The sequence below is a fragment of the Marinobacter sp. CP1 genome (genome assembly GCF_001266795.1).
GTDB lineage: Bacteria > Pseudomonadota > Gammaproteobacteria > Pseudomonadales > Oleiphilaceae > Marinobacter > Marinobacter flavimaris.
On record NZ_CP011929.1, the window covers coordinates 2,667,396 to 2,685,792 of the forward strand.

The 18,397-nt window shown below is 60.6% G+C and carries 14 protein-coding genes; 10 read left to right on the forward strand and 4 right to left on the reverse strand.

What is annotated here, in order from left to right; all coding sequences use genetic code 11:
* Window positions 1-5: 5 nt before the first annotated feature.
* Window positions 6-2,450: an EAL domain-containing protein gene (locus ACP86_RS12320; RefSeq protein WP_053114165.1), complete on the reverse strand. Its 2,445-nt coding sequence runs from the start codon at window positions 2,448-2,450 to the stop codon at window positions 6-8.
* A 109-nt stretch (window positions 2,451-2,559) separates the two neighbouring features.
* On the opposite strand from ACP86_RS12320, the gene ACP86_RS12325 reads away from it, so the two are divergent.
* The 7 genes from ACP86_RS12325 (at window position 2,560) to ACP86_RS12350 (ending at window position 11,153) form a co-directional block, all read left to right on the forward strand.
* Window positions 2,560-5,418 carry a class I adenylate cyclase gene (locus tag ACP86_RS12325; protein ID WP_053114166.1) on the forward strand — a complete coding sequence of 953 codons (2,859 nt, stop codon included), beginning with the start codon at window positions 2,560-2,562 and terminating at the stop codon, window positions 5,416-5,418.
* Between the two features lie 66 nt (window positions 5,419-5,484).
* Window positions 5,485-5,646, forward strand: a complete 162-nt coding sequence (lptM, locus tag ACP86_RS22135; RefSeq protein WP_227497818.1) for an LPS translocon maturation chaperone LptM — start codon at window positions 5,485-5,487, stop codon at window positions 5,644-5,646.
* 41 nt (window positions 5,647-5,687) lie between these two features.
* Entirely contained in the window at window positions 5,688-6,938 is a 1,251-nt protein-coding gene (gene lysA / locus ACP86_RS12330) for a diaminopimelate decarboxylase (RefSeq protein WP_014575857.1), read from the forward strand.
* 14 nt (window positions 6,939-6,952) lie between these two features.
* Complete coding sequence (gene dapF, locus ACP86_RS12335) at window positions 6,953-7,867, forward strand: diaminopimelate epimerase (RefSeq protein ID WP_008173211.1); 915 nt, start codon at window positions 6,953-6,955, stop codon at window positions 7,865-7,867.
* Between the two features lie 16 nt (window positions 7,868-7,883).
* Window positions 7,884-8,630, forward strand: coding sequence for a DUF484 family protein (locus ACP86_RS12340; RefSeq protein ID WP_053114167.1), 747 nt, complete (start codon window positions 7,884-7,886; stop codon window positions 8,628-8,630).
* Window positions 8,631-8,658: 28 nt separating this feature from the next.
* Complete coding sequence (gene xerC, locus ACP86_RS12345) at window positions 8,659-9,591, forward strand: tyrosine recombinase XerC (protein ID WP_008173215.1); 933 nt, start codon at window positions 8,659-8,661, stop codon at window positions 9,589-9,591.
* A gap of 68 nt (window positions 9,592-9,659) precedes the next feature.
* A complete protein-coding gene (locus ACP86_RS12350; RefSeq protein WP_053114168.1) occupies window positions 9,660-11,153 on the forward strand; it encodes a GGDEF domain-containing protein in 1,494 nt (497 codons plus the stop codon).
* Here the strand turns inward: ACP86_RS12350 and ACP86_RS12355 are convergent.
* On the reverse strand, window positions 11,147-11,380 hold the full coding sequence (locus tag ACP86_RS12355; RefSeq protein ID WP_008173223.1) for a DUF2789 domain-containing protein: 234 nt from the start codon (window positions 11,378-11,380) through the stop codon (window positions 11,147-11,149). The two genes, ACP86_RS12350 and ACP86_RS12355, sit on opposite strands and share 7 nt — an antisense overlap.
* Before the next feature lie 96 nt (window positions 11,381-11,476).
* Between ACP86_RS12355 and ACP86_RS12360 the strand changes: the two genes are divergently transcribed.
* The gene (locus ACP86_RS12360; protein ID WP_008173225.1) at window positions 11,477-14,278 is read left to right on the forward strand and encodes an ATP-binding protein; all 2,802 of its coding nucleotides are present in this window, start codon (window positions 11,477-11,479) and stop codon (window positions 14,276-14,278) included.
* A 12-nt stretch (window positions 14,279-14,290) separates the two neighbouring features.
* Here the strand turns inward: ACP86_RS12360 and ACP86_RS12365 are convergent, their stop codons facing one another.
* Window positions 14,291-14,656 carry a hypothetical protein gene (locus ACP86_RS12365; RefSeq protein ID WP_008173227.1) on the reverse strand — a complete coding sequence of 122 codons (366 nt, stop codon included), beginning with the start codon at window positions 14,654-14,656 and terminating at the stop codon, window positions 14,291-14,293.
* A gap of 218 nt (window positions 14,657-14,874) precedes the next feature.
* Between ACP86_RS12365 and ACP86_RS12370 the strand changes: the two genes are divergently transcribed.
* Together ACP86_RS12370 and ACP86_RS12375 are read left to right on the forward strand one after the other, a co-directional pair.
* Window positions 14,875-15,477 carry a hypothetical protein gene (locus tag ACP86_RS12370; protein WP_008173230.1) on the forward strand — a complete coding sequence of 201 codons (603 nt, stop codon included), beginning with the start codon at window positions 14,875-14,877 and terminating at the stop codon, window positions 15,475-15,477.
* 7 nt (window positions 15,478-15,484) lie between these two features.
* Window positions 15,485-17,701 (forward strand): patatin-like phospholipase family protein, encoded by a 2,217-nt coding sequence (locus ACP86_RS12375; protein ID WP_053114170.1) that lies wholly within the window; start codon window positions 15,485-15,487, stop codon window positions 17,699-17,701.
* A gap of 6 nt (window positions 17,702-17,707) precedes the next feature.
* Here ACP86_RS12375 and ACP86_RS12380 read toward each other — a convergent pair whose 3' ends face one another.
* Window positions 17,708-18,385: a GntR family transcriptional regulator gene (locus ACP86_RS12380; protein WP_008173234.1), complete on the reverse strand. Its 678-nt coding sequence runs from the start codon at window positions 18,383-18,385 to the stop codon at window positions 17,708-17,710.
* Window positions 18,386-18,397 lie beyond the last annotated feature (12 nt).

Consider the following 18,397-nt stretch of genomic DNA (forward strand, 5'->3'; position numbering starts at 1 on the left):
GACGGTTAACCGCCAATTCGCCCCGTAGCGAGGTCCACCGCGGCCGGCGTAAGCTCGTCCAGTGGCTCAGGTCGGCATAGCCGGTAGCCCTGTCCGTAATGAATGCCCAGAGTCCGGACCTTGCGAAGGGCATCGTCGCTTTCGATAAACGTGGCCACCGTCACTTTGCCGGCGGCCTCGGCAATCCGGTGCAGTGCCTCCAGCATCACCTGTTGCACCGGGTCCTCCTCCAGTTGCTGAACCATTCTCCGGTCCAGTTTGATGATATCCACGGGTAGTCTCGCCGCCAGGCTGTAGCTTTCCACCGATGCGCCGGCACCGTCCAGGGCGACACGGAAGCCTGCCCGATGCAGGGCGTCGCACAGCACGGCCACGTCGTCGGGATACTGGGTAGCGTGGGCCTCACGGATTTCCAGGCAGAAACAGTCCGGGGCAAACGGGGATTGGTTCAGGGCATCGGCCATGAAGTCGGCGAAGGTGTCATCCAGCACAGTTGCCAGTGACAGGTTAAATCCACAGTACTTCAATCGGGGTTCCAGCAAGGGCTGGTTACCGAGCCATTCCAGGGTTTGCCGGATCACCTGGCGATCCAGGCGCTTTGCCAGGTCAAACCGTTCCGCAATGGGCAGGAAATCGTCGGGCAGGAGTGTCGTCTCATCATCCAACGTTGTTGGAATCCGACAGAGGATTTCGATGTGATCGCCCCAGGTGGGGCTGGCCACCGGCCTCATGGCCTGGTATTCCAGAATCAGCGACTGTTTGTCCAGCGCGTCGCGGATCTGCTCGACCCGTTTGCTGGCCACTGAATCGTCCGTCTGGTTGGCAATGGCCCTGGCCGCGTGAACCCGGTTGCGTCCGGAGGTTTTGGCGGTGTGGCACAGGTCCGCAGCCTGGCCCAGAAGCTGCTCCGGATCCGCGGGGACGTCGCTGTCCAGGATCAACAGGCCGCCCGATGCGGTGGTCTGGAGGCTGTGGCCCTGCCAGTCGAAGACAAAGTCGCCGATCAAATCAAGGGTTTCCTGGGCAATCTTGCGGGCCCGCGCTTCCGGGCAGTTCTCGATCAGAAGGGCGAAGGTGTCGCCAGCGAGGCGGGCGAGGGCGTCACGCTGCCGGACGCGCACGCCGAGGTTGCCGGCCAGCTCCCTGAGGTAGCGATCACAGGTGCCGCTGCCAGCAAGATCGTTAAAGCGTTCGAATTCATCCAGATCCAGGTAGAGCAGGCTGTCGCAGGATTCCCGATGGGTTTTCTGCTCCAGGGTTCTTAATACTCGAGCGATGAATGCCTTTCTGTTCATCAGGCCGGTAACCGGATCGTGACGTATCCGGTATTCCTCACTGGAGGCGTGATTCAGCCTGGGCTCAATGCGACGGGCCACGTGCACCGCGCCGGTGATTTCGCCCTGGTCGTTGGTCAGGCGCTGGTAATGGAATTCATGCACTGGTAGCTGGCGCGACTGCTGGGCCATGGGCATCTCGACCACGAAGTTGTCACGTTCGAAGGCCCGGTGCCAGAGCCGTTCCATCAGCCTGCGTTCGTTCGGGAACTCCTGAAGCAAGTCGCTCAGGTTGTCGCCTGCCTCCGGGCGCCCGCCAAAGGTTTCGGCAAACTGTCTGGCCCAGGCGTCATTGAAGTGGAGCAGGTTGAACGAGAGATCGACCGCCACAACCAGATCGGAGGTGGCGCTGGTGACCGCTGCGAGCATGGTGTTTGCGTGCTGGCGAGCCCTGTCGAGTTTCATATCGGCGGTCCGGTCTACCAGGGTGCCGCCGAGCCCGGTAATCCGGCCGCCCTGTTTCAGAGCCCGACAACTGAGCGTCACCCGCCGATGGTTCTGTTGCGAGGTAACGATATCGAGGTTGAGGGAGAATGCGTCTCCGGTTCGGAGGCAACGGCGGAACATGGCCCGGACCCTGGCCTGGCCGGTCTGGCAGTAGAAAAGCGCCTGTTCGGGCGTGATTTCGGCGCCCGGTCTCAGCTCAAGAAGCTGGAACATTCCCTCGGTCCAGGTCATTTCATTCGTGCGGGTGTCCAGTTCCCAGATCCCGAAACCGGCAATGCTCTCCGCTGCTCGCAACAGGCGGGAATCCCTGCTTGAGCTGTCGCACAGGGCAATCGTGGCACTCGCCGCCTTGTCGGAATCCCGAACGTCGAGTCGCAGGCTCAGGCAGGCGGTGTAGAAGAAACCTTCCTTGTGCCGGAAGGTCACCAGGACGTTCTGGCCACGCTCGATCCGGTGGCGGTTTGCCGGTGCAAAAGGATCATCCTGGCGAGATGCCAGGATCCGGTGCACCGGTTGGCCTTCCAGTTCACTACTCTCATAACCGAGCACTGCCTCGGCCTGGTGGTCAGCGAACAGTACTTTTCCTTCATCGTCGATGCGTAAAACGGTCTGGCGCCCGGAGGTCGCGGACTGGTCCGAACGGTAGCGGCGAATGATGAATTCTTTCACAGCGGGTAAGCCTCGCGTGTCCTGCAGCTTTTATTTTTTTAAAGGTTTTGCCACGATGCCGACATCATACTCATACTGATGCTGAAAAGAACCTCTCTGCGGAGCCGCCTTGACCGCCCACGTTGCCCCGATTTCCCTCGACTTTGAGGAGGGAATAGATCGCAAGACCCTCCGTCGCCTGAGGGACCGGTTTCTGCTGGTCAATCAGCAGCGCTGGAATCGTGCCCACTCGGCCCTGTCCTATCGCCAGCAAATGGTGCTGGAGATTCTGCCACTGGTTTTTCATCTCAATCATCCGGCCCTGCCCGGTTACCTGGACAGCGATTGCCCCTATGGCCTGAGCAACTATCAGCCGTCACCGGCCACCATCAATGCCGCTCGTCGACTGGCCCGGACTTTTTCGCTGAAGGATGAAGGCAAGCGCAAACCGGATCTGGACGCCATGTTCCTGATGGGCAGCCCGGGAACCCTTGGCCATTCCGTGGCCAGTGACCTCGATGTCTGGCTCTGTCACCGCAGTGACCTGCCCGAGCGGGGTATCCGCTGTCTTGAGCGCAAAGCCGCGAAGCTGGCCCGCTGGGCGGAATCTTTCGGTGTCGAACTGCACGTATTCGTCTTCTGTGCTTCGGATTGGCGTGCCGGTCGGCAACGGGTAGAGGTGACCGGCGAGAACTGTGGCAGCGCCCAGCATTTCCTGCTGCTGGACGAGTTCTACCGGACCAGCATCCATCTGGCCGGTGCCTGGCCCATGTGGTGGCTGATTCCTGCGGAGCGGGAGGAAACCTACGATGACTGCATGCGCAGGCTGGTAGATTACCGGTTTGTGCGCGCCGAGGACTATATCGATTTTGGCCCGGTGCCGGCGATTCCGGAGGAAGAATTCCTTGGTGCGGGCGTCTGGCAGTTGTACAAGGGGATTGATGCGCCCTGGAAGTCGATTCTGAAACTCCTTCTGATCGAATGTTATGCGCGGACCACCGGTGAGGCTCTGTTGTCCAGCCAGTTCAAGCGGGCCGTTTTCCGCGGCGAAACCGATGCCGACCGTCTGGACCCTTACGTCATGCTCTACAATCGGCTGGAGGGCTGGCTGACCGGGCCGGAAGTGGCGTCGAGGCTGGACCTGATTCGCCGGAGCCTGTATCTGAAAGCCGGTTTGCCACTGACACGGTCCGAGGTCTCCGGTGAGCAGTGGCGTGCCCGCCTGCTGCGCCAGCTGGTGACAGGTTGGGGCTGGAGTGAAAACACGCTGGCGGAGCTGGATGATCGTCAACGCTGGCGGGCAGAGGATGTCACCACCCTGCGTCGCACCATCGTCAACGAATTGACCCACGGTTACCGCCTGCTGTCGAAAATGGCCAGGGAGCATGGCCAACGCGCCGCCATCAGCGCCAACGATATCAATCTCCTCGGCCGCAAGCTTTATGCCGCGTTTCAGCGCAAGGCGGGCAAGATCGAGCAGATCAATCCCGGGCTGGCCCCGTCGCTGGCGGAGGAAAACCTGGCATTTCATCATCAGTCGGAGCAGGGCGGCGACGCCGACGGCTGGCTGCTTTACCGGGACCTCGAAGACCCGGCAGACGCTTTCTGGCAGCCGGTTATCCGTCGCTCTGGCAATCTGGCGGAACTGATGGTCTGGTGCTATTGCAACGGTCTGCTGACCCGCTCGACTCGGCTGAATGTGCGGTCGGGCAACAGTATTGCGTCCGTCAGCGAGTTGCGTGAAATGCTTGATGCCCTGTCTGCGTTCCTGCCATTTCCGATTGCCCCGGCGGAACGGGAAGCGTTGTCCCGGGGCGTCCGGCCATTGAGGAATCTGCTGTTGGTGAACGTCGGCATTGACCCTCAGGCCCACCTCACGGAAAAGGGCCTTCACAAGCTCAGTTCCCGGCACGATTCCCTGGGCTTTAGCGGCGGGCGGGAGAATCTGGTCATCAGCATCGACCAGATTACCTTCAACAGCTGGCATGAAGTCAGTCTCCAGCATTACGCAGCGGGCGATACACTGATCCAGTGCCTGAAGAATGTTCTCGCCTCGGTGGCAGCCAATCCCGACGAATTGCCGGCCGTTCAGGTGCACTGCCACAACCGTGGTCATGGCTCTGCCATTGCCCGCCGGGTTCAGGAGCTGTTTGCCGATGTCCTCCGGCCCTTTTTTGCCGGAGGTACCGGCCCGCATCCGCTGCGCTATGTGATTGAAATGGATCGTCGCTACTTCCTGCTCCAGTTCAACGGCCTGGAACCGGGGTTTGTGGCACTCGACAGCTTTGAGGCGCTGATGGAGCATCTGGCGCTGCCCCAGGAGCGGTACCTGCCGGTGGTGTTCGATCGTTACGCGTTGCAGGACGAGCCGGCCTTGCGGGCGGTTTGCCTGGCCAGCGAACCGGACAACATCCAGGTGTTTTATCGTATTCTCGGCGATCAGGCCCGGCTCTGGGTCGTTGACGAACTGGGTTCTGTGTTCAGCTGGGAACAGGCGGTGACCAGTCGACGGCATTTGCTGGTGCCGGTACTGCGTTTCCTGGATAACCTGATCGAGCGGCGATTGCTGCGCCATACCGATTCCGCCGGCGTTGTGGCCGGCGTCCAGTGCTACGAAATTGTCCGGCGGGACGGGGCCTGGCGGGCCGAGTACCGGCCGGAGTCGGATTCGGGAGTGCCTCTGCCCGGATTTGAGGTGCAGGCCGTGGGCATCCACGAGGGCGACAGTCGCCTGCGCTTCGACATTTTCTGTGGTGACCAGGAATTCAGCGTCCAGGAGTACGGCGACCAGTTGATTCCGGCAGTGGCCCACTACATCCGCTCCCTCCGACATAGCGATGAGGTCTACCCGGTGTACCTGACCGATATCCACCTGCCCCACGACCTCGACCCCCGGGTGTATCAGCAGGATATCCAGACCAGCCAATACCTGTATTACCGGTCTGTGCTGGAAGATTCCCTGAACCGCCACCTCGCGAGGACTCGCTGACCTCGCGGCCCGGGGCGGGTGTCAGGTATACTGCGCCCATAGTGAACTCAGGGGTAGGTAGCCGATATGCGAGCGTGGACTCTGTCGATCATGACGTTGATGCTGGCTCTGGTTGTGAGCGGTTGCGGTCAGAAAGGTCCGTTGTACCGTGACAGTCAGGCCGCTTCGATAACGTCCGGGCCGGATTCGGCCCAGGAGCAGCCCGATCGCGAAGAAACCCGCGACTAGCGCCATGGCCTCCCGGCCCCGTTAAACGAATCAGGAAACTCATGGATCATTTCAACTACCGCGACGGCGAGCTGTACGCCGAGGATATCCCTGTCTCTGCCATTGCCGATCGTTTTGGCACACCGGCCTACGTGTATTCGCGCGCCACGCTTGAGCGACATTACCGGGCCTATGATGACGCTCTTCGGGATCACCCGCACCTGGTGTGCTACGCCGTTAAAGCCAATAGCAATCTGGCGGTGCTGAACGTTCTCGCGCGGCTCGGTGCCGGCTTTGATATCGTGTCGGCCGGTGAGCTGGAGCGGGTACTGCGGGCCGGTGGTGATCCGTCGCGGGTGGTCTTCTCCGGCGTTGGCAAGCAGGAATGGGAAATGAAGCGGGCCCTTGAAGTGGGCGTGCGCTGCTTCAACGTCGAATCCGATACCGAACTGGACAGGCTCAATGCGGTGGCGGGAGAACTCGGCGTAAAGGCGCCGATCTCTCTGCGGGTGAACCCGGATGTTGATGCCGGTACCCATCCCTATATTTCCACGGGTCTGAAAGAGAACAAGTTCGGGATTGATATTGCCGAAGCGTCGCAGGTCTATGCCCGTGCGGCAGGTATGCCGAATCTCGACGTGAAGGGTGTGGATTGTCACATCGGCTCACAGCTGACGAGCGTGTCACCGTTCCTCGACGCACTGGACCGAGTGCTGGCCCTGATTGATTCCCTGGCGGACCAGGGCATCCACATTCATCACCTGGATATGGGCGGTGGCCTGGGCGTCACCTACAACCAGGAGCAGCCACCACAGCCGTCGGATTACGTGAAAGCGCTGGCCGAGCGCCTGGGTGACCGCAAACTGGAGCTGATTCTGGAGCCCGGCCGATCCATTGCCGCCAACGCTGGCATCCTGGTTACCAGAGTCGAATTCCTGAAGTGCACCGAGCACCGGAATTTTGCCATCATTGATGCCGCCATGAATGATCTGATCCGGCCGGCCCTGTACAGCGCCTGGCAGGCGATTATCCCGGTCAAGCCACACCAGGATGGTGAGGAAAAGGCCTGGGATCTGGTTGGTCCGGTCTGTGAAACCGGCGATTTCCTGGGCAAGGACCGTCACCTGCGCCTGCAGGCCGGGGATCTGCTGGCGGTTCGCTCTGCGGGAGCCTATGGCTTTGTCATGAGCTCAAACTACAACACGCGGAACCGGCCGCCGGAACTCATGGTCGATGGCGACCAGGTGCATGTGGTCCGCCGCCGTGAAACTCTCGAAGACCAGCTCGCACCCGAGAGCTGCCTTCCGGAATGAGCGGGAGCGAGGAGATGACACAGCAACGCCGGACCCAGGGCCCCATGCTTCGATTCACCAAGATGCATGGGCTGGGTAATGATTTTATGGTGGTGGATGCCATCAGCCAGCCTTTTCGTCTGCGCCCCGAGATGATCCGCGAACTGGCCAACAGGAATTTCGGAATTGGCTTCGATCAGTTGCTGGTGGTGGAGCCGCCCGGGCTGCCGGATGTCGATTTCCGCTACCGCATTTTCAATGCGGACGGGTCCGAGGTGGAGCAGTGCGGCAACGGTGCCCGCTGCTTCGCCCGGTTTGTCCGGGACCAGCGACTGACTAACAAAAAGGTCATCCGCGTCCAGACCGCCAAGGGCGTGATCGAGCTCCGTGTCGGCCGGGAAGGCATGGTGATGGTCAATATGGGCGTGCCCGAGTTCAATCCGCCGGCCATTCCGTTCGCCGCCGACCGTCGAAAGGATGTCTACACCGTGGATGTGGACGGCCAGACAGTGGAACTGAGCGCCTTGTCCATGGGTAACCCCCATGGTGTGCTGCTGGTTGAGGATGTAGACCAGGCGCCGGTGGAAACGCTGGGGCCCAAGCTCGAGCGGCATCCCCGCTTCCCGGCACGGGCCAACATCGGGTTTCTCCAGATTCTGGATCGTACCCATGTCCGCCTGCGGGTGTTTGAGCGTGGCTCGGGCGAGACCCTCGCCTGCGGTAGTGGTGCCTGTGCCGCCGTGGTGGCCGGCTGCCTGCGAGGCCTGCTGGATGCCCGCGTGGAAGTGGAATTGCGGGGTGGCCCTCTGGTCATTGAATGGCAGGGTGAAGGGACCCCTGTTATGATGGAAGGGCCTGCAACCAGCGTATTTGAGGGGCAGTTGAGGCTGCCGGGTGATTCTGGTGGTCGTCGACGCAGGAGCGCTCGCCCCCATAAACAACGATCCTGACAGCCAGGAGTACTCCATGACAGAACAAACGGCCCGCCAGAAGGCCGGTGAGCTCACCCGGGAAGAGGTGGCGGATTACCTGCGCGCCAACCCCGATTTCTTCATCGACCAGGACGAGCTGCTGCGCAGCCTGACCCTGCCCCACGACAGTGGCCGGGCCATTTCGCTGGTCGAACGCCAGGTGCATCTGTTCCGGGAGCAGCGGGACACCCTGCGCAGGGAGTTGGTAGAGCTTGTATCCATCGCCCGCCATAACGACCGGTTGTTCGAGAAGAGCAAGCGTTTGCTGATGCAGGTGATTGAAGCGCGGACGCTCAACGATATGGCTGCTGCCATTGATGACAGTATCCGTGGTGATTTCGGTCTCGACGCCGCTTCCGTGTTGTTGTTTACCGATGTTGAGCTGCCTGAGGCCTCTCAAGGCGCCCTGCATGTGGTCAGTCCTTCTGCGGCCCGTGAGCGCCTGGGCAGCCTGCTGGAAGGTGAGCGTGCCGTGTGCGGCCAGTTCCGGGAGAGCGAACGGGAGTTTCTGTTCCCGGACCGTGAAGAACCCATTGCCTCGGTCGCCCTGGTGCCGCTGAGGCATGACGAGCTGGCGGGCGTGTTTGCGGTCGGTAGCTGCCAGCCCGGCTATTTCGACCAGAGCATGGGTTCCCTGTTCCTGAGCTACATCAGCGACACACTCAGCCGCCTGCTGCCGCCCATGGTGCAGCGCCACACAGCGGCTGCTCCGGTCACCGACATGGCGACGGAGTCCCGCTAACGTGTCAGAAGCCCCGGAGAGTCCGGCAGTGCCCAATGAGCTGACCGGGCCGCTGGCGGAATTTATCCGGCACCTGGCTTCTGAGAAACGCCATTCTCCAAGAACCTGCGACAGCTACCAGCGCGACCTGCTGCGTCTGGCGGACTGGCTGGGCCGCAGTGGATTCGTTGCCTGGCAACGGGTGACCAACCACGACCTGCGCCGCTACGTCGCGACGCTCAGCCGGGAGGGGTTGTCAGGCCGGAGCATTGCCAGACATCTCTCGGCGACCCGCCGTTTCTACCAGTTCCTGCTCAGGGAGAAGCTGGCATCGGATAATCCGGCGCTGGATATCCGGGCCCCCAAGAGTGGCCGCCGTCTGCCTCGCGTTGCAGATGTGGATCAACTGAATCATCTACTGGACGGACAGCCGGACGATCCCCTGGAAGTGCGGGATCTATGTATGTTCGAGCTGATGTATTCTTCCGGGTTGCGGCTGGCGGAGCTGGCAAGCCTGGATCTGGATACCGTCGATCTGCGCAGTGGTGAGGTTCGCGTGATGGGTAAGGGTGACAAGGAACGGCTGCTGCCCGTCGGACGAAAAGCCATTTCAGCCATACAGGCCTGGCTACCGTACAGAGCGGCGCTGGCCAATGACGGTGAGGCTGCTCTGTTCGTCAGCCAGCGGGGCGAAAGACTCAGCCACCGAAGTATCCAGGCCCGCCTTAGCCGTTGGGGAATCAGCCGTGGTGCCGACCAGAAGCTCCATCCGCACCTGCTGCGACACTCGTTTGCCAGCCACATGCTTGAATCCAGTGGTGACCTTCGTGCCGTACAGGAACTTCTGGGCCATGCCGACATTGCCACGACCCAGGTCTATACTCATCTTGATTTTCAACATTTGGCGCGGGTTTATGACCAGAGTCACCCCAGAGCACGACGCGATCGGTATCATGGTAAGACCAGTGACGAGAGTTCCTGAGGCCAGCAAGGGTCATCCAGGGGTTTTTCACACATCAACAGTACAGCAAGGATAGGCGGGAGCGCTCCATGGCATCGGATCAGTCCTGGAAGGAAAAATACCTTCAGGAACTCGAGTCTGCAGACAATCGGGAAAAGCAGTGGAAGGCGGAGCGGAATACCCTTGAACGCATGCTGGTGCGCACCAGTCTCGCCTCCGAAGGCCAGACCCCGGAGCTGGATCGGTTACTGGCTCGCATCCGGAAGGACCTGCGGAAAAACCGGGTAGATGTGGACGCCTGGAAGGACTTGCAGGATCAGATTGATCGCCAGGTCGCCCTGCTCGATGAGCGCCAGTCGGCCAACGACAGGAAGCCTTCCTTTTTCTCCCGTCTGGCGCGAGAACCAGAGCAAGAGCCCCAGCAACAGCAGCAACAGGTCAGCGCGGAACCTTTACCGGAAAGCAGCGAGCAGCCGGAGTCCCTCCCGGGCAATGACCAGGATGTCGAGGACAACGTTCAGCGGTTGCGCATTGCCCGCCGTGTGGGCCAGCTGTTGGGTCAGATGCTTACCCAGGTCTCCCTTGAGCCTGCCGCCGAGGCCCGGGCCCGGGCGTTGCAGCAATCTCTCCTGGCCAGTAACGACTGGGATGAATTGCGCGAAGGCCTGAACCATGTGGCTGAGCTGGTCATCGCTGCGGTTACCCGGAGCAAGCGCGAGTTCGAAGCCTTTCTCAAGCGTCTCGATGAACGTCTGGAGCTGTTGAGGGAACACTTCTCGGCCCAGTCTTCGGCCCAGTCCGGCCGATTGGATGCCTCAGAGCACCTTGATCGGGAGATCCGCGAGGAAATTGAGCGGGTTGGGCAACGTTTGCAGGAGAGCGATGACCTTCAGGACCTAAAACAGTCGGTCAGTCGTCATCTTGAGTCCATTGGTCAGGCGGTAGGCCGTTTCCGTACCCAGGAATCCGAGCGCGAGCGTGCGCTCTCCGAGCAGCTTGAGGCCATGCAGGAGAAAGTGGCGGCCATGGAGGCCCACTCCGAGCAGATGCAGGAACAGGTCCGTAAGGAGCGGCTCCGGGCCATGACTGACCTGCTTACCGAGTTGCCCAATCGTGAAGCCTGGCAGGAGCGACTGTCATTCGAGTACAACCGCTGGCAACGCTACAGCCATCCGTTGACCATCGGTGTGCTGGATATCGATCTTTTCAAACGGATCAACGACTCCTATGGTCACAAGGCCGGCGACAGGGTGCTGCAGCTGGTTGCGAGGGAATTCAGGGATCGCTTGCGCACCACGGATTTTGTGGCTCGTTTTGGCGGCGAGGAATTCGTGGTGTTGTTCCCGGAAACCGAACCTTCAGACGCGCGAGCAGTGGTGGACAAGTTGCGGGAACATGTCGGCAAGCTGCCGTTCCACTTCCGCGGCGAGCCGGTGACTGTGACCTTCTCAGCCGGCCTCGCGGGATTCATTGCCGGCGACACCGAGGAGTCGGTGTTTGACCGGGCCGACCGGGCCCTCTATCAGGCCAAGGACGCCGGCCGGGACCAGGTGATGATCAGCGATAGTGCCGACGTTCAGTGACGCATCATTGCGTCCAGCTCGTCGATCACCTCCGCCCAGTCGCTGTCTTCCTCCAGGCCTTCTTCCAGGAAGTGAGACTGGCTTTCGGACCAGATGGGAGCATCCTGGATGGCAACTTCGCTCGGCAGGGGCGAGTACCTGGCGACAAAATCCTCAATGCTTTTGGCGTCGGACGCCAGGCCTAGTTGCTCGAACAGAGTACTGAGGGTGTGTTTGCTGGTGTCCATGGACATTCGTCTCCCGTTGGCCGTTTGCCTGAATGAAATCAATGGCGTTTGCAGGTATTGTTCCCTGAAATGTAGCGGAACCCTTAAGGATATCCAGTGAAGGTTACCCTTGCCTTTCTACTATGCTGCCTGTTGGCGCTGTTTCAATCCCCCCTGCGGGCGGAACCGCCGCAAGCATCGCCGGCCCCCGTGCTAGGCAAAGAGGAACTGACCTGGCTGGAAGGGCAGGACCGGTTTCGTATCGGTCTCCGCAGCGATCAGGTGCCGCTGGTTTTCGATACCGGCAATGGCGTGCTTGCGGGCACCTACATTGACTACCTTGCCCGGCTCTCCGACAAACTGGGCGTCGCCATGGAGCCAATCGTCCTCGAGACCGGGCAGGATAGCGGCCCGGTCAGGAGTGAGCTGGCAACCGATGCGGTTCTGACCACAAGAATGCCGGGGATGCCGGTGGTGCCCGGCAAGCGTTTCACCGATCCCCTGATGTCTCTTACCTATGGCGTGTTCGTCAGCGCCGGCGATGCGGCTATCCGGACCCTTGCCGATCTTGAGGGCAGCCGGATTGCGGTTATTGCCGGTGACCCCAACCAGTATCCCATGCTGGACCCCGTCGAGGAGTTTACGCCGGTGCCGGTCAGCAACGTCAGCGAAGCCGTCGGCCAGATTCTTTCGGGGCAGGCCGATGCGTTTCTGGCGCCGGTGCCCGTGGTGTCCGATTACCTCCAGTCGGCGATGGTGAATGGGATCGGTCTGTCGGTACTGCTCGATAACAGCCCGGTAGATGTGGTGTTGCGGGTGGATACCGATCGGGACCTGCTTTACCAGGTGCTGAACAAGGCCATTGCCGCAATCGGCCATAACGAACACCGCACCATCCGCCAGTCATGGCTGCAGGCCGATCAGCCGTCCCTTGAACGAAGTGGCCTGGAATTGTCCGGATCGGATATGGAGTGGCTCAAACAGCATCCGGATCTGAAAGTCGCGTTTCGCGCGGACTGGCCGCCGTTTGAATACACCCAGGACGGCCGGCCCACCGGCCTGGTTCCAGATTTGCTGACCCGGCTGGAAACCGAGCTGAACGTGCGGTTTACGCGCACTGTCGCTGGAAGCCGCATGGATGCTGAAGAAAAGCTGCGTTCGGGCGAGGTGGATATTCTTCCCGGGTTGTCCCGGACGCCGCGCACCGAAGAGGCATTTCTGTTTACCCGGGCCTATCTGACCGTGCCCATCGCCCTTGCCATCCGGGACGACGGTCGCTTTATCGGCGATCTCCGGGAACTCCGCACGGAACGGGTGGGTGTGGTGAACCGGCATGCGGCCCACGATTACCTGTTGATCAATCATCCGAACCTGGATCTTTACCCGATGGATACGGTGGAGGAGGGGCTTCTGGCACTATCCAACGGCGACCTGGATGTCATGGTTACCCATATTCCGGCGGTCAGTTACACAGTCGCCCGGCTGGGACTGTCGAACCTAAGGATTACCAGCATTACTCCCTACCAGTACGACCTGCGACTGGCCGTACGCAAGGACAACCCTGAGCTGCACCGGGTGCTGAACAAGGCGCTGGGCAGCCTCGAAGCCAGCGAGACAGAATCCATCTACAACAGGTGGATTCATCTGGATATCGAGCAGGAGACCGATTACACCGTAGTGCGGCGGGTGGTGCTGATCGCCATCCTGGTCGTGCTGATCTTTCTGTACTGGAACCGCAAGTTGTCGCGGGAGGTGGATGAGCGTATCCGGTCGGAGAATGCCCTGCGCCGGAGCGAAGACGAGTTGCGGGCCGCCAAGCTCGAAGCCGAGAGGTTGGCCCGGGAGGCGGAGGCCGCCAGCCTGGCCAAGAGTGAGTTCCTGGCCAATATGTCCCACGAAATACGAACGCCGATGAACGCGGTGATCGGCTATAGCGATCTGCTCAGCAACAGTGTTACCGACCCGCAGCAGCGCAATTACCTGGACGCCATCCGGGCGGGAAGTCGAAGTCTGCTGATGCTGATCAACGACATTCTGGACCTGTCCCGAATCGAGGCGGGGAAAATGCGGTTGGACTATTCCGCCGTATCGGTCCGTCGTCTCCTGGATGATGTTCGCCACATTTTCGATCTGCGGGCCCGGGAGCAGGGCATAACCCTGGAAGTGAGTGTCGACTCGCGAATGCCCGGCGCCATGATGCTGGATGAAACCCGTCTTCGGCAGGTTCTGTTCAACCTGGTCGGCAACGCCATCAAGTTCACCCACGACGGTGGTGTCACAGTTCGGGCAACCGCGAAGCCGCTCAAGAAGCGGTCGGCAGAAGCGGAACAGAACCCGGAAGCGCCGGAACGCCAGTATTACAAGTTGATCGTCACGGTCAGCGATAGCGGTATCGGTATCCCGCCGGATCAGGTGGAGCGTATTTTCGATGCCTTTGAGCAGCAGGAGGGGCAGAATACGCGGCGCTATGGTGGAACCGGTCTCGGGTTGGCCATCAGCCGGAAGCTGGCCCGTATGATGGGCGGTGAGCTGGAAGTTGAGAGTGAGCAAGGTTCCGGTTCGGTCTTTACGGTGACCTTGCCCCGGGTTGAGGCGACGGTGGAACAGGCGGAAGACGAGGGCGTTCCCAAGGAATCCGACCGGCTGCTGGCCCAGACTCTCAGCATGCAGGAGCGGGGCTGGCTCAGGGAACAGCTCGCGGCGGATTTCGGTGACGAGTGGGAAGCTGTGAGAGAGAGTGGCGATCCGGAGCAGATGAAAGACTTTGCACGCCGGGTGCTGGCCTGGGGCCAGCGATTCCGGTCACGTTCCGTTACCCGTTACGGGGAGAAGCTGCTTGCGGATGTCGAGGCATTCAACCTGGACGCGGTCAACAGTGCTCTTGAGGCTTTCCCGAAGTTGCTCGGCCGCGAAGAGTAAGAGCCGGGTGGGTTACAGACAATCGAACTGCGAGCGACGGTCGAAAGCGACCGAGACCATGTCGTAACCGGAATCCGAGAGTTGGCGGATCAGGTCGCGGTCTTTCAGCAGAGTCATGCAGACCTTGTGCACGCTGGCCTGAAGCTGTTCAGAGGCCATGTCGTTAGAAGCCAGGCGGAAATCCACAATCAGGTATTTGCGCTCGACCGCCGCGCTGGCGGGGATATCCTGTCGTTCAACGCTCTCGTACCCGATATAGGTCGCCTGGGCTTCCGGAAACACCTGGCTCATGAGTACATCAAGATTTTCGGCATGAACAAGCGGTGCCGACAGCAAAAGGGCTGTGGCAGCGAGGCGAAGTGAGCGTGTGATCGTCATTGGAGGCCACTCCCTGGTGACATTCCGGTTAATCTGTAACCAAGTGTAAAGTTTGGTTACCGTTGATTATTGCAGAGTCTGTCGCATTTTGCGTGATATGTGACATTAATTTTTCAATTGTTTGCAGTCTCGATACAGTGACGACCGGGCTTTCGGGCTCCCGGTCCGGTGCACGATCAACTATGATGTGGGTAAGACGGACTTAGAGAGGAAAACGCATGTTTCAGCTTGTCTTTAAAGGGGAATGCGTTCCCGGAACGGATCTGGAAACGGCGCGCAACAATGCCAGAACCCTGTTCAAGGCGTCTCTTGATCAGGTTGATCGCATGTTCAGTGGTCAGCCGGTGGTTATTCGCAACAAGCTGGAAGAGGTTCAGGCTGAAAAATACCGGGCGGTGTTGAAAAAGCACGGCATGGTAGCTTATGTCCAGCCGATGGCTGACGCCCGGCCTGCTGCCAGTGCGGCACCACAGCCAGCCCCGTCGGCCCCCGCAAGTCAGCCCCGTCCGCAGCCGGCGCCCTCTGCCCCGCCGGCGGAAGGGCAGCGCCGTGGGGTTCCTGAAACCGAGCCTGGCGATCGTTTGCCGGTGGCGGGCGAGAAGGTGGATACGATACTTTCCGGCTCCGGTCTGAGTCTGGATCCGGTCGGGGTCAACCTGACAGAGAAGACCGAAGTGGAGCCACCGATGTTTCAGCATCTGGACGAGTGGAGCCTTGCTCCGGCTGGCAGTGATCTGGGTGTCGAGCGTGACCTGCCGCCGCCGATGATACCTGACGTATCCCACCTGTCACTGGCGGACGACTCCTCCGAGCGGAAATAACCCAATTGTGAGCCAGTGCAACCCCTGGGGCCGGAATGCCCCTCGACTGATCGCCGTCATCATGATTCTCTTGGCACCACTGGCTTCGGCTGAGGAGCGTCCCAAGGTAGGGCTGGTTCTGAGTGGCGGCGGCGCCAAGGGTATGGCCCATGTTGGCGTGCTGCGGGTTCTGGAGGAAATGCGGGTTCCTGTTGATCTGGTGGTGGGCACCAGCGCGGGTTCCGCAGTCGGTGCCCTGTATGCCAGTGGTATGCCGGTCAGTGACATCGAGCAGCGCTTTATCGAGATGGACTGGCTTTCCAGCTTTCGCGACGATCCCGGCCGGGTCTACAAGCCGGTTCGGCGCAAGCAGGATGACTGGCGGTTTCCGGTGGTCCCGGGCATCGGTGTTCGCGCCGATGGCCTGCGTGTCGGCGGCGGGCTGATTGCCGGGCAGAATCTAGGTTTTATCCTCAACGAGCTGACCCACAACGCCGCCCTGGTTGAAGACTTCGACCGGCTCCCCATTCCCTTCAGGGCGGTTGCCACCGATCTCGAGACCGGTGAGCAGGTGGTCATCGGTGACGGTAACCTGTCCGAGGCCATCCGTGCCAGCATGAGTATTCCCGGGGTATACGCGCCGGTGGAACGTGATGGCCAGTTGCTGGTGGATGGGGGCGTCGCCAACAACCTGCCCATCAGCGTTGCCAGGGATTTGGGCGCCGACATCATCATCGCAGTGGATATTACCGACAGTCTGATGGAAACCGACGAGCTGCGGGGCGCGTTTTCCGTTGTCGGTCAACTCACAACCATCATGACCCGTCGGAACACCGACCAGCAGCTGGATCTGCTCGCCGAAGACGATGTTCTGATCCGCCCCGACCTCGAAGGCTACACCTCCGCTGATTTTTACGATGCGCCGGTTCTGTTTGAGCTGGGCGCCAGCTCGGCCCGGGAACACGGCGTCGAACTGCGTCCGTTGGCATTATCCCGCAAGGCCTGGGCCGATTGGCGCGACAGCGTGTCAGCGCAGGACGCGGGTGCGCGTATCGTGTCACGCATCGAGATCGAAGACAGTCGTCGGTTGGCCCGGGACTTCCTCAAGGAACGAATCCGGCAGAGAATCGGAGAGCCACTGGACACCGCCCGCCTGGAAGCCGACCTCAAACGGATCTACGGGCTTGGCTATTACGAGATTGTGTCCTATTCGACCTCGTCTTTGCCCGAGGGAACCGTTCTGACCATCCGCGTCCAGGAGAAGAGCTGGGGGCCGAACTACCTGTCTTTCGGTTTGAGTTATGAGGATAACTTTGACGGGGAAACCCGGTTCAATCTTGCCTCTTCCCTTCGAATGACCGAGCTCAATGCCCTGGGCGGGGAGTGGCAGACCGGTGTTCAGCTGGGCACCGAGCCCTGGGTTCGCAGCCAGTGGTATCAGCCGCTGGATTACGGCTATGAGCGTTTTCTGGTGCTCGGTGGCGAGTACTCCCGGGATACCTTCAGCCTGTTTGATGCCGCCGGAACCCGCGTTACGGAGGTGGATGTGACCTTCCGGAAAGCGGATCTGGCACTGGGCATGGAAATCGGCGGCAATGCCGAAGTTCGCCTGATCTATGCGCGGGGCTATGCGACGGTTGACGAGCAGATCGGGCAACCGGTAGCGCCGGAGGGGTCGGTGCACCAGGGTGGGCTGGCCGTGCAACTGGTACACGACTCTCTGGACGATACTTTCTATCCTCGCGACGGTGGCTTTGCCGGCCTCCGTGGACGTTTTGAACGGGAGGGCCTGGGATCCGACCGGGAGTTCGATTCGGTAACCGGCCTGGCGCTGGGAACCGGAAGCTGGAAAGGCCTGACCCTGACCGGACTGGTCTTCGGCCATGCGGTAACCCGGGGCACTCCCGGAATTGAAAATGCCGTCCGCCTGGGTGGATTCCGCCGGCTATCGGCATACGCGCCGGGTGAGATTACCGGAGACAACGCGTTAATGGTTTCAGCCTATGCCAGCCAGACCTTTGGCGGCCCGCTGCTGCCCTGGTTCGTTGGCGCCGGGTTCGAGGCGGGTAATGCCTGGCCCTCTCTGGATGAGGCGAGCTGGGACAGTTCGGTGAAATCGTCCAGCGTATTCGCCGGCGTGGATACCTTCCTCGGCCCGGTTCAGGTGGCCGCAGCCTACAACAACGAAGACAACTGGACGGCCTACCTGAACATTGGTTTCTCGTTCACCCAGCTCTTTTACTGAGTGCCGTCAGGCCGTTCTGCTGCCGGTCTTTTCAATGGCAGTGAGAACCTGCTGGCATTGTTGCAGGGCATAGCGGTGCAGGATGTCTGCCAGGCGATCCTCATCCCGATCCTTGATGGCACTGATTGACTGTTCCATGTGGGACAGGTTGTCCTCAATGACACGATTGCCTCCTTCCTGGAAGGCGACGAAGGCACAGCGCTTTGCCGAAGGCCAGAGGTCATCAATGGCAGAGACAATGAAGTAGTTGTCGGCATAGGCCAGCGATGCCTTGGTGTACTCAATGCCCAGCTCCAGAAACGCCATAAGATCGTTTTTCCTGTAGCAGGCCTGCATCTGCTCATACAGGCTCTCCAGCCGGGCCATGTCCTCGGGCTGCCAGTGACGCACCAGCTTGCGACCGGTGTGGGTGAGGTAGAGCTCCAGAGTCTCGTACAGGCTGCGAACGAAGTATTCATCCAGCGGAGTCACGAACGCGCCTTTGCGGGGTACGTTGCGGACCAGATGCCGCTTCTCCAGCAGCAGCAAGCCCTCCCGTATGGATCCATGACTGACGTCCATCTGTTTCGCCATGGCGCCCTCGTAGATCCGTTCACCGGAGCGCAGCTGGCCAAAGGCAATCAGGTTTTCGATGTGGCGTGCGACCTGTTCGGTCAGTGTTTCTCTGGGCTTGAAGGCATTCATGGTGATCTGTCG

Excerpts from the sequence above, each read along its gene's own strand:
- lptM (WP_227497818.1), top strand. The coding sequence starts at position 5,485 with ATGCGAGCGTGGACTCTGTCGATCATGACGTTGATGCTGGCTCTGGTT.
- lysA (WP_014575857.1), top strand. The coding sequence starts at position 5,688 with ATGGATCATTTCAACTACCGCGACGGCGAGCTGTACGCCGAGGATATC.
- dapF (WP_008173211.1), top strand. The coding sequence starts at position 6,953 with ATGACACAGCAACGCCGGACCCAGGGCCCCATGCTTCGATTCACCAAG.
- ACP86_RS12340 (WP_053114167.1), top strand. The coding sequence starts at position 7,884 with ATGACAGAACAAACGGCCCGCCAGAAGGCCGGTGAGCTCACCCGGGAA.
- ACP86_RS12350 (WP_053114168.1), top strand. The coding sequence starts at position 9,660 with ATGGCATCGGATCAGTCCTGGAAGGAAAAATACCTTCAGGAACTCGAG.
- ACP86_RS12355 (WP_008173223.1), bottom strand. The coding sequence starts at position 11,380 with ATGGACACCAGCAAACACACCCTCAGTACTCTGTTCGAGCAACTAGGC.
- ACP86_RS12365 (WP_008173227.1), bottom strand. The coding sequence starts at position 14,656 with ATGACGATCACACGCTCACTTCGCCTCGCTGCCACAGCCCTTTTGCTG.
- ACP86_RS12370 (WP_008173230.1), top strand. The coding sequence starts at position 14,875 with ATGTTTCAGCTTGTCTTTAAAGGGGAATGCGTTCCCGGAACGGATCTG.
- ACP86_RS12380 (WP_008173234.1), bottom strand. The coding sequence starts at position 18,385 with ATGAATGCCTTCAAGCCCAGAGAAACACTGACCGAACAGGTCGCACGC.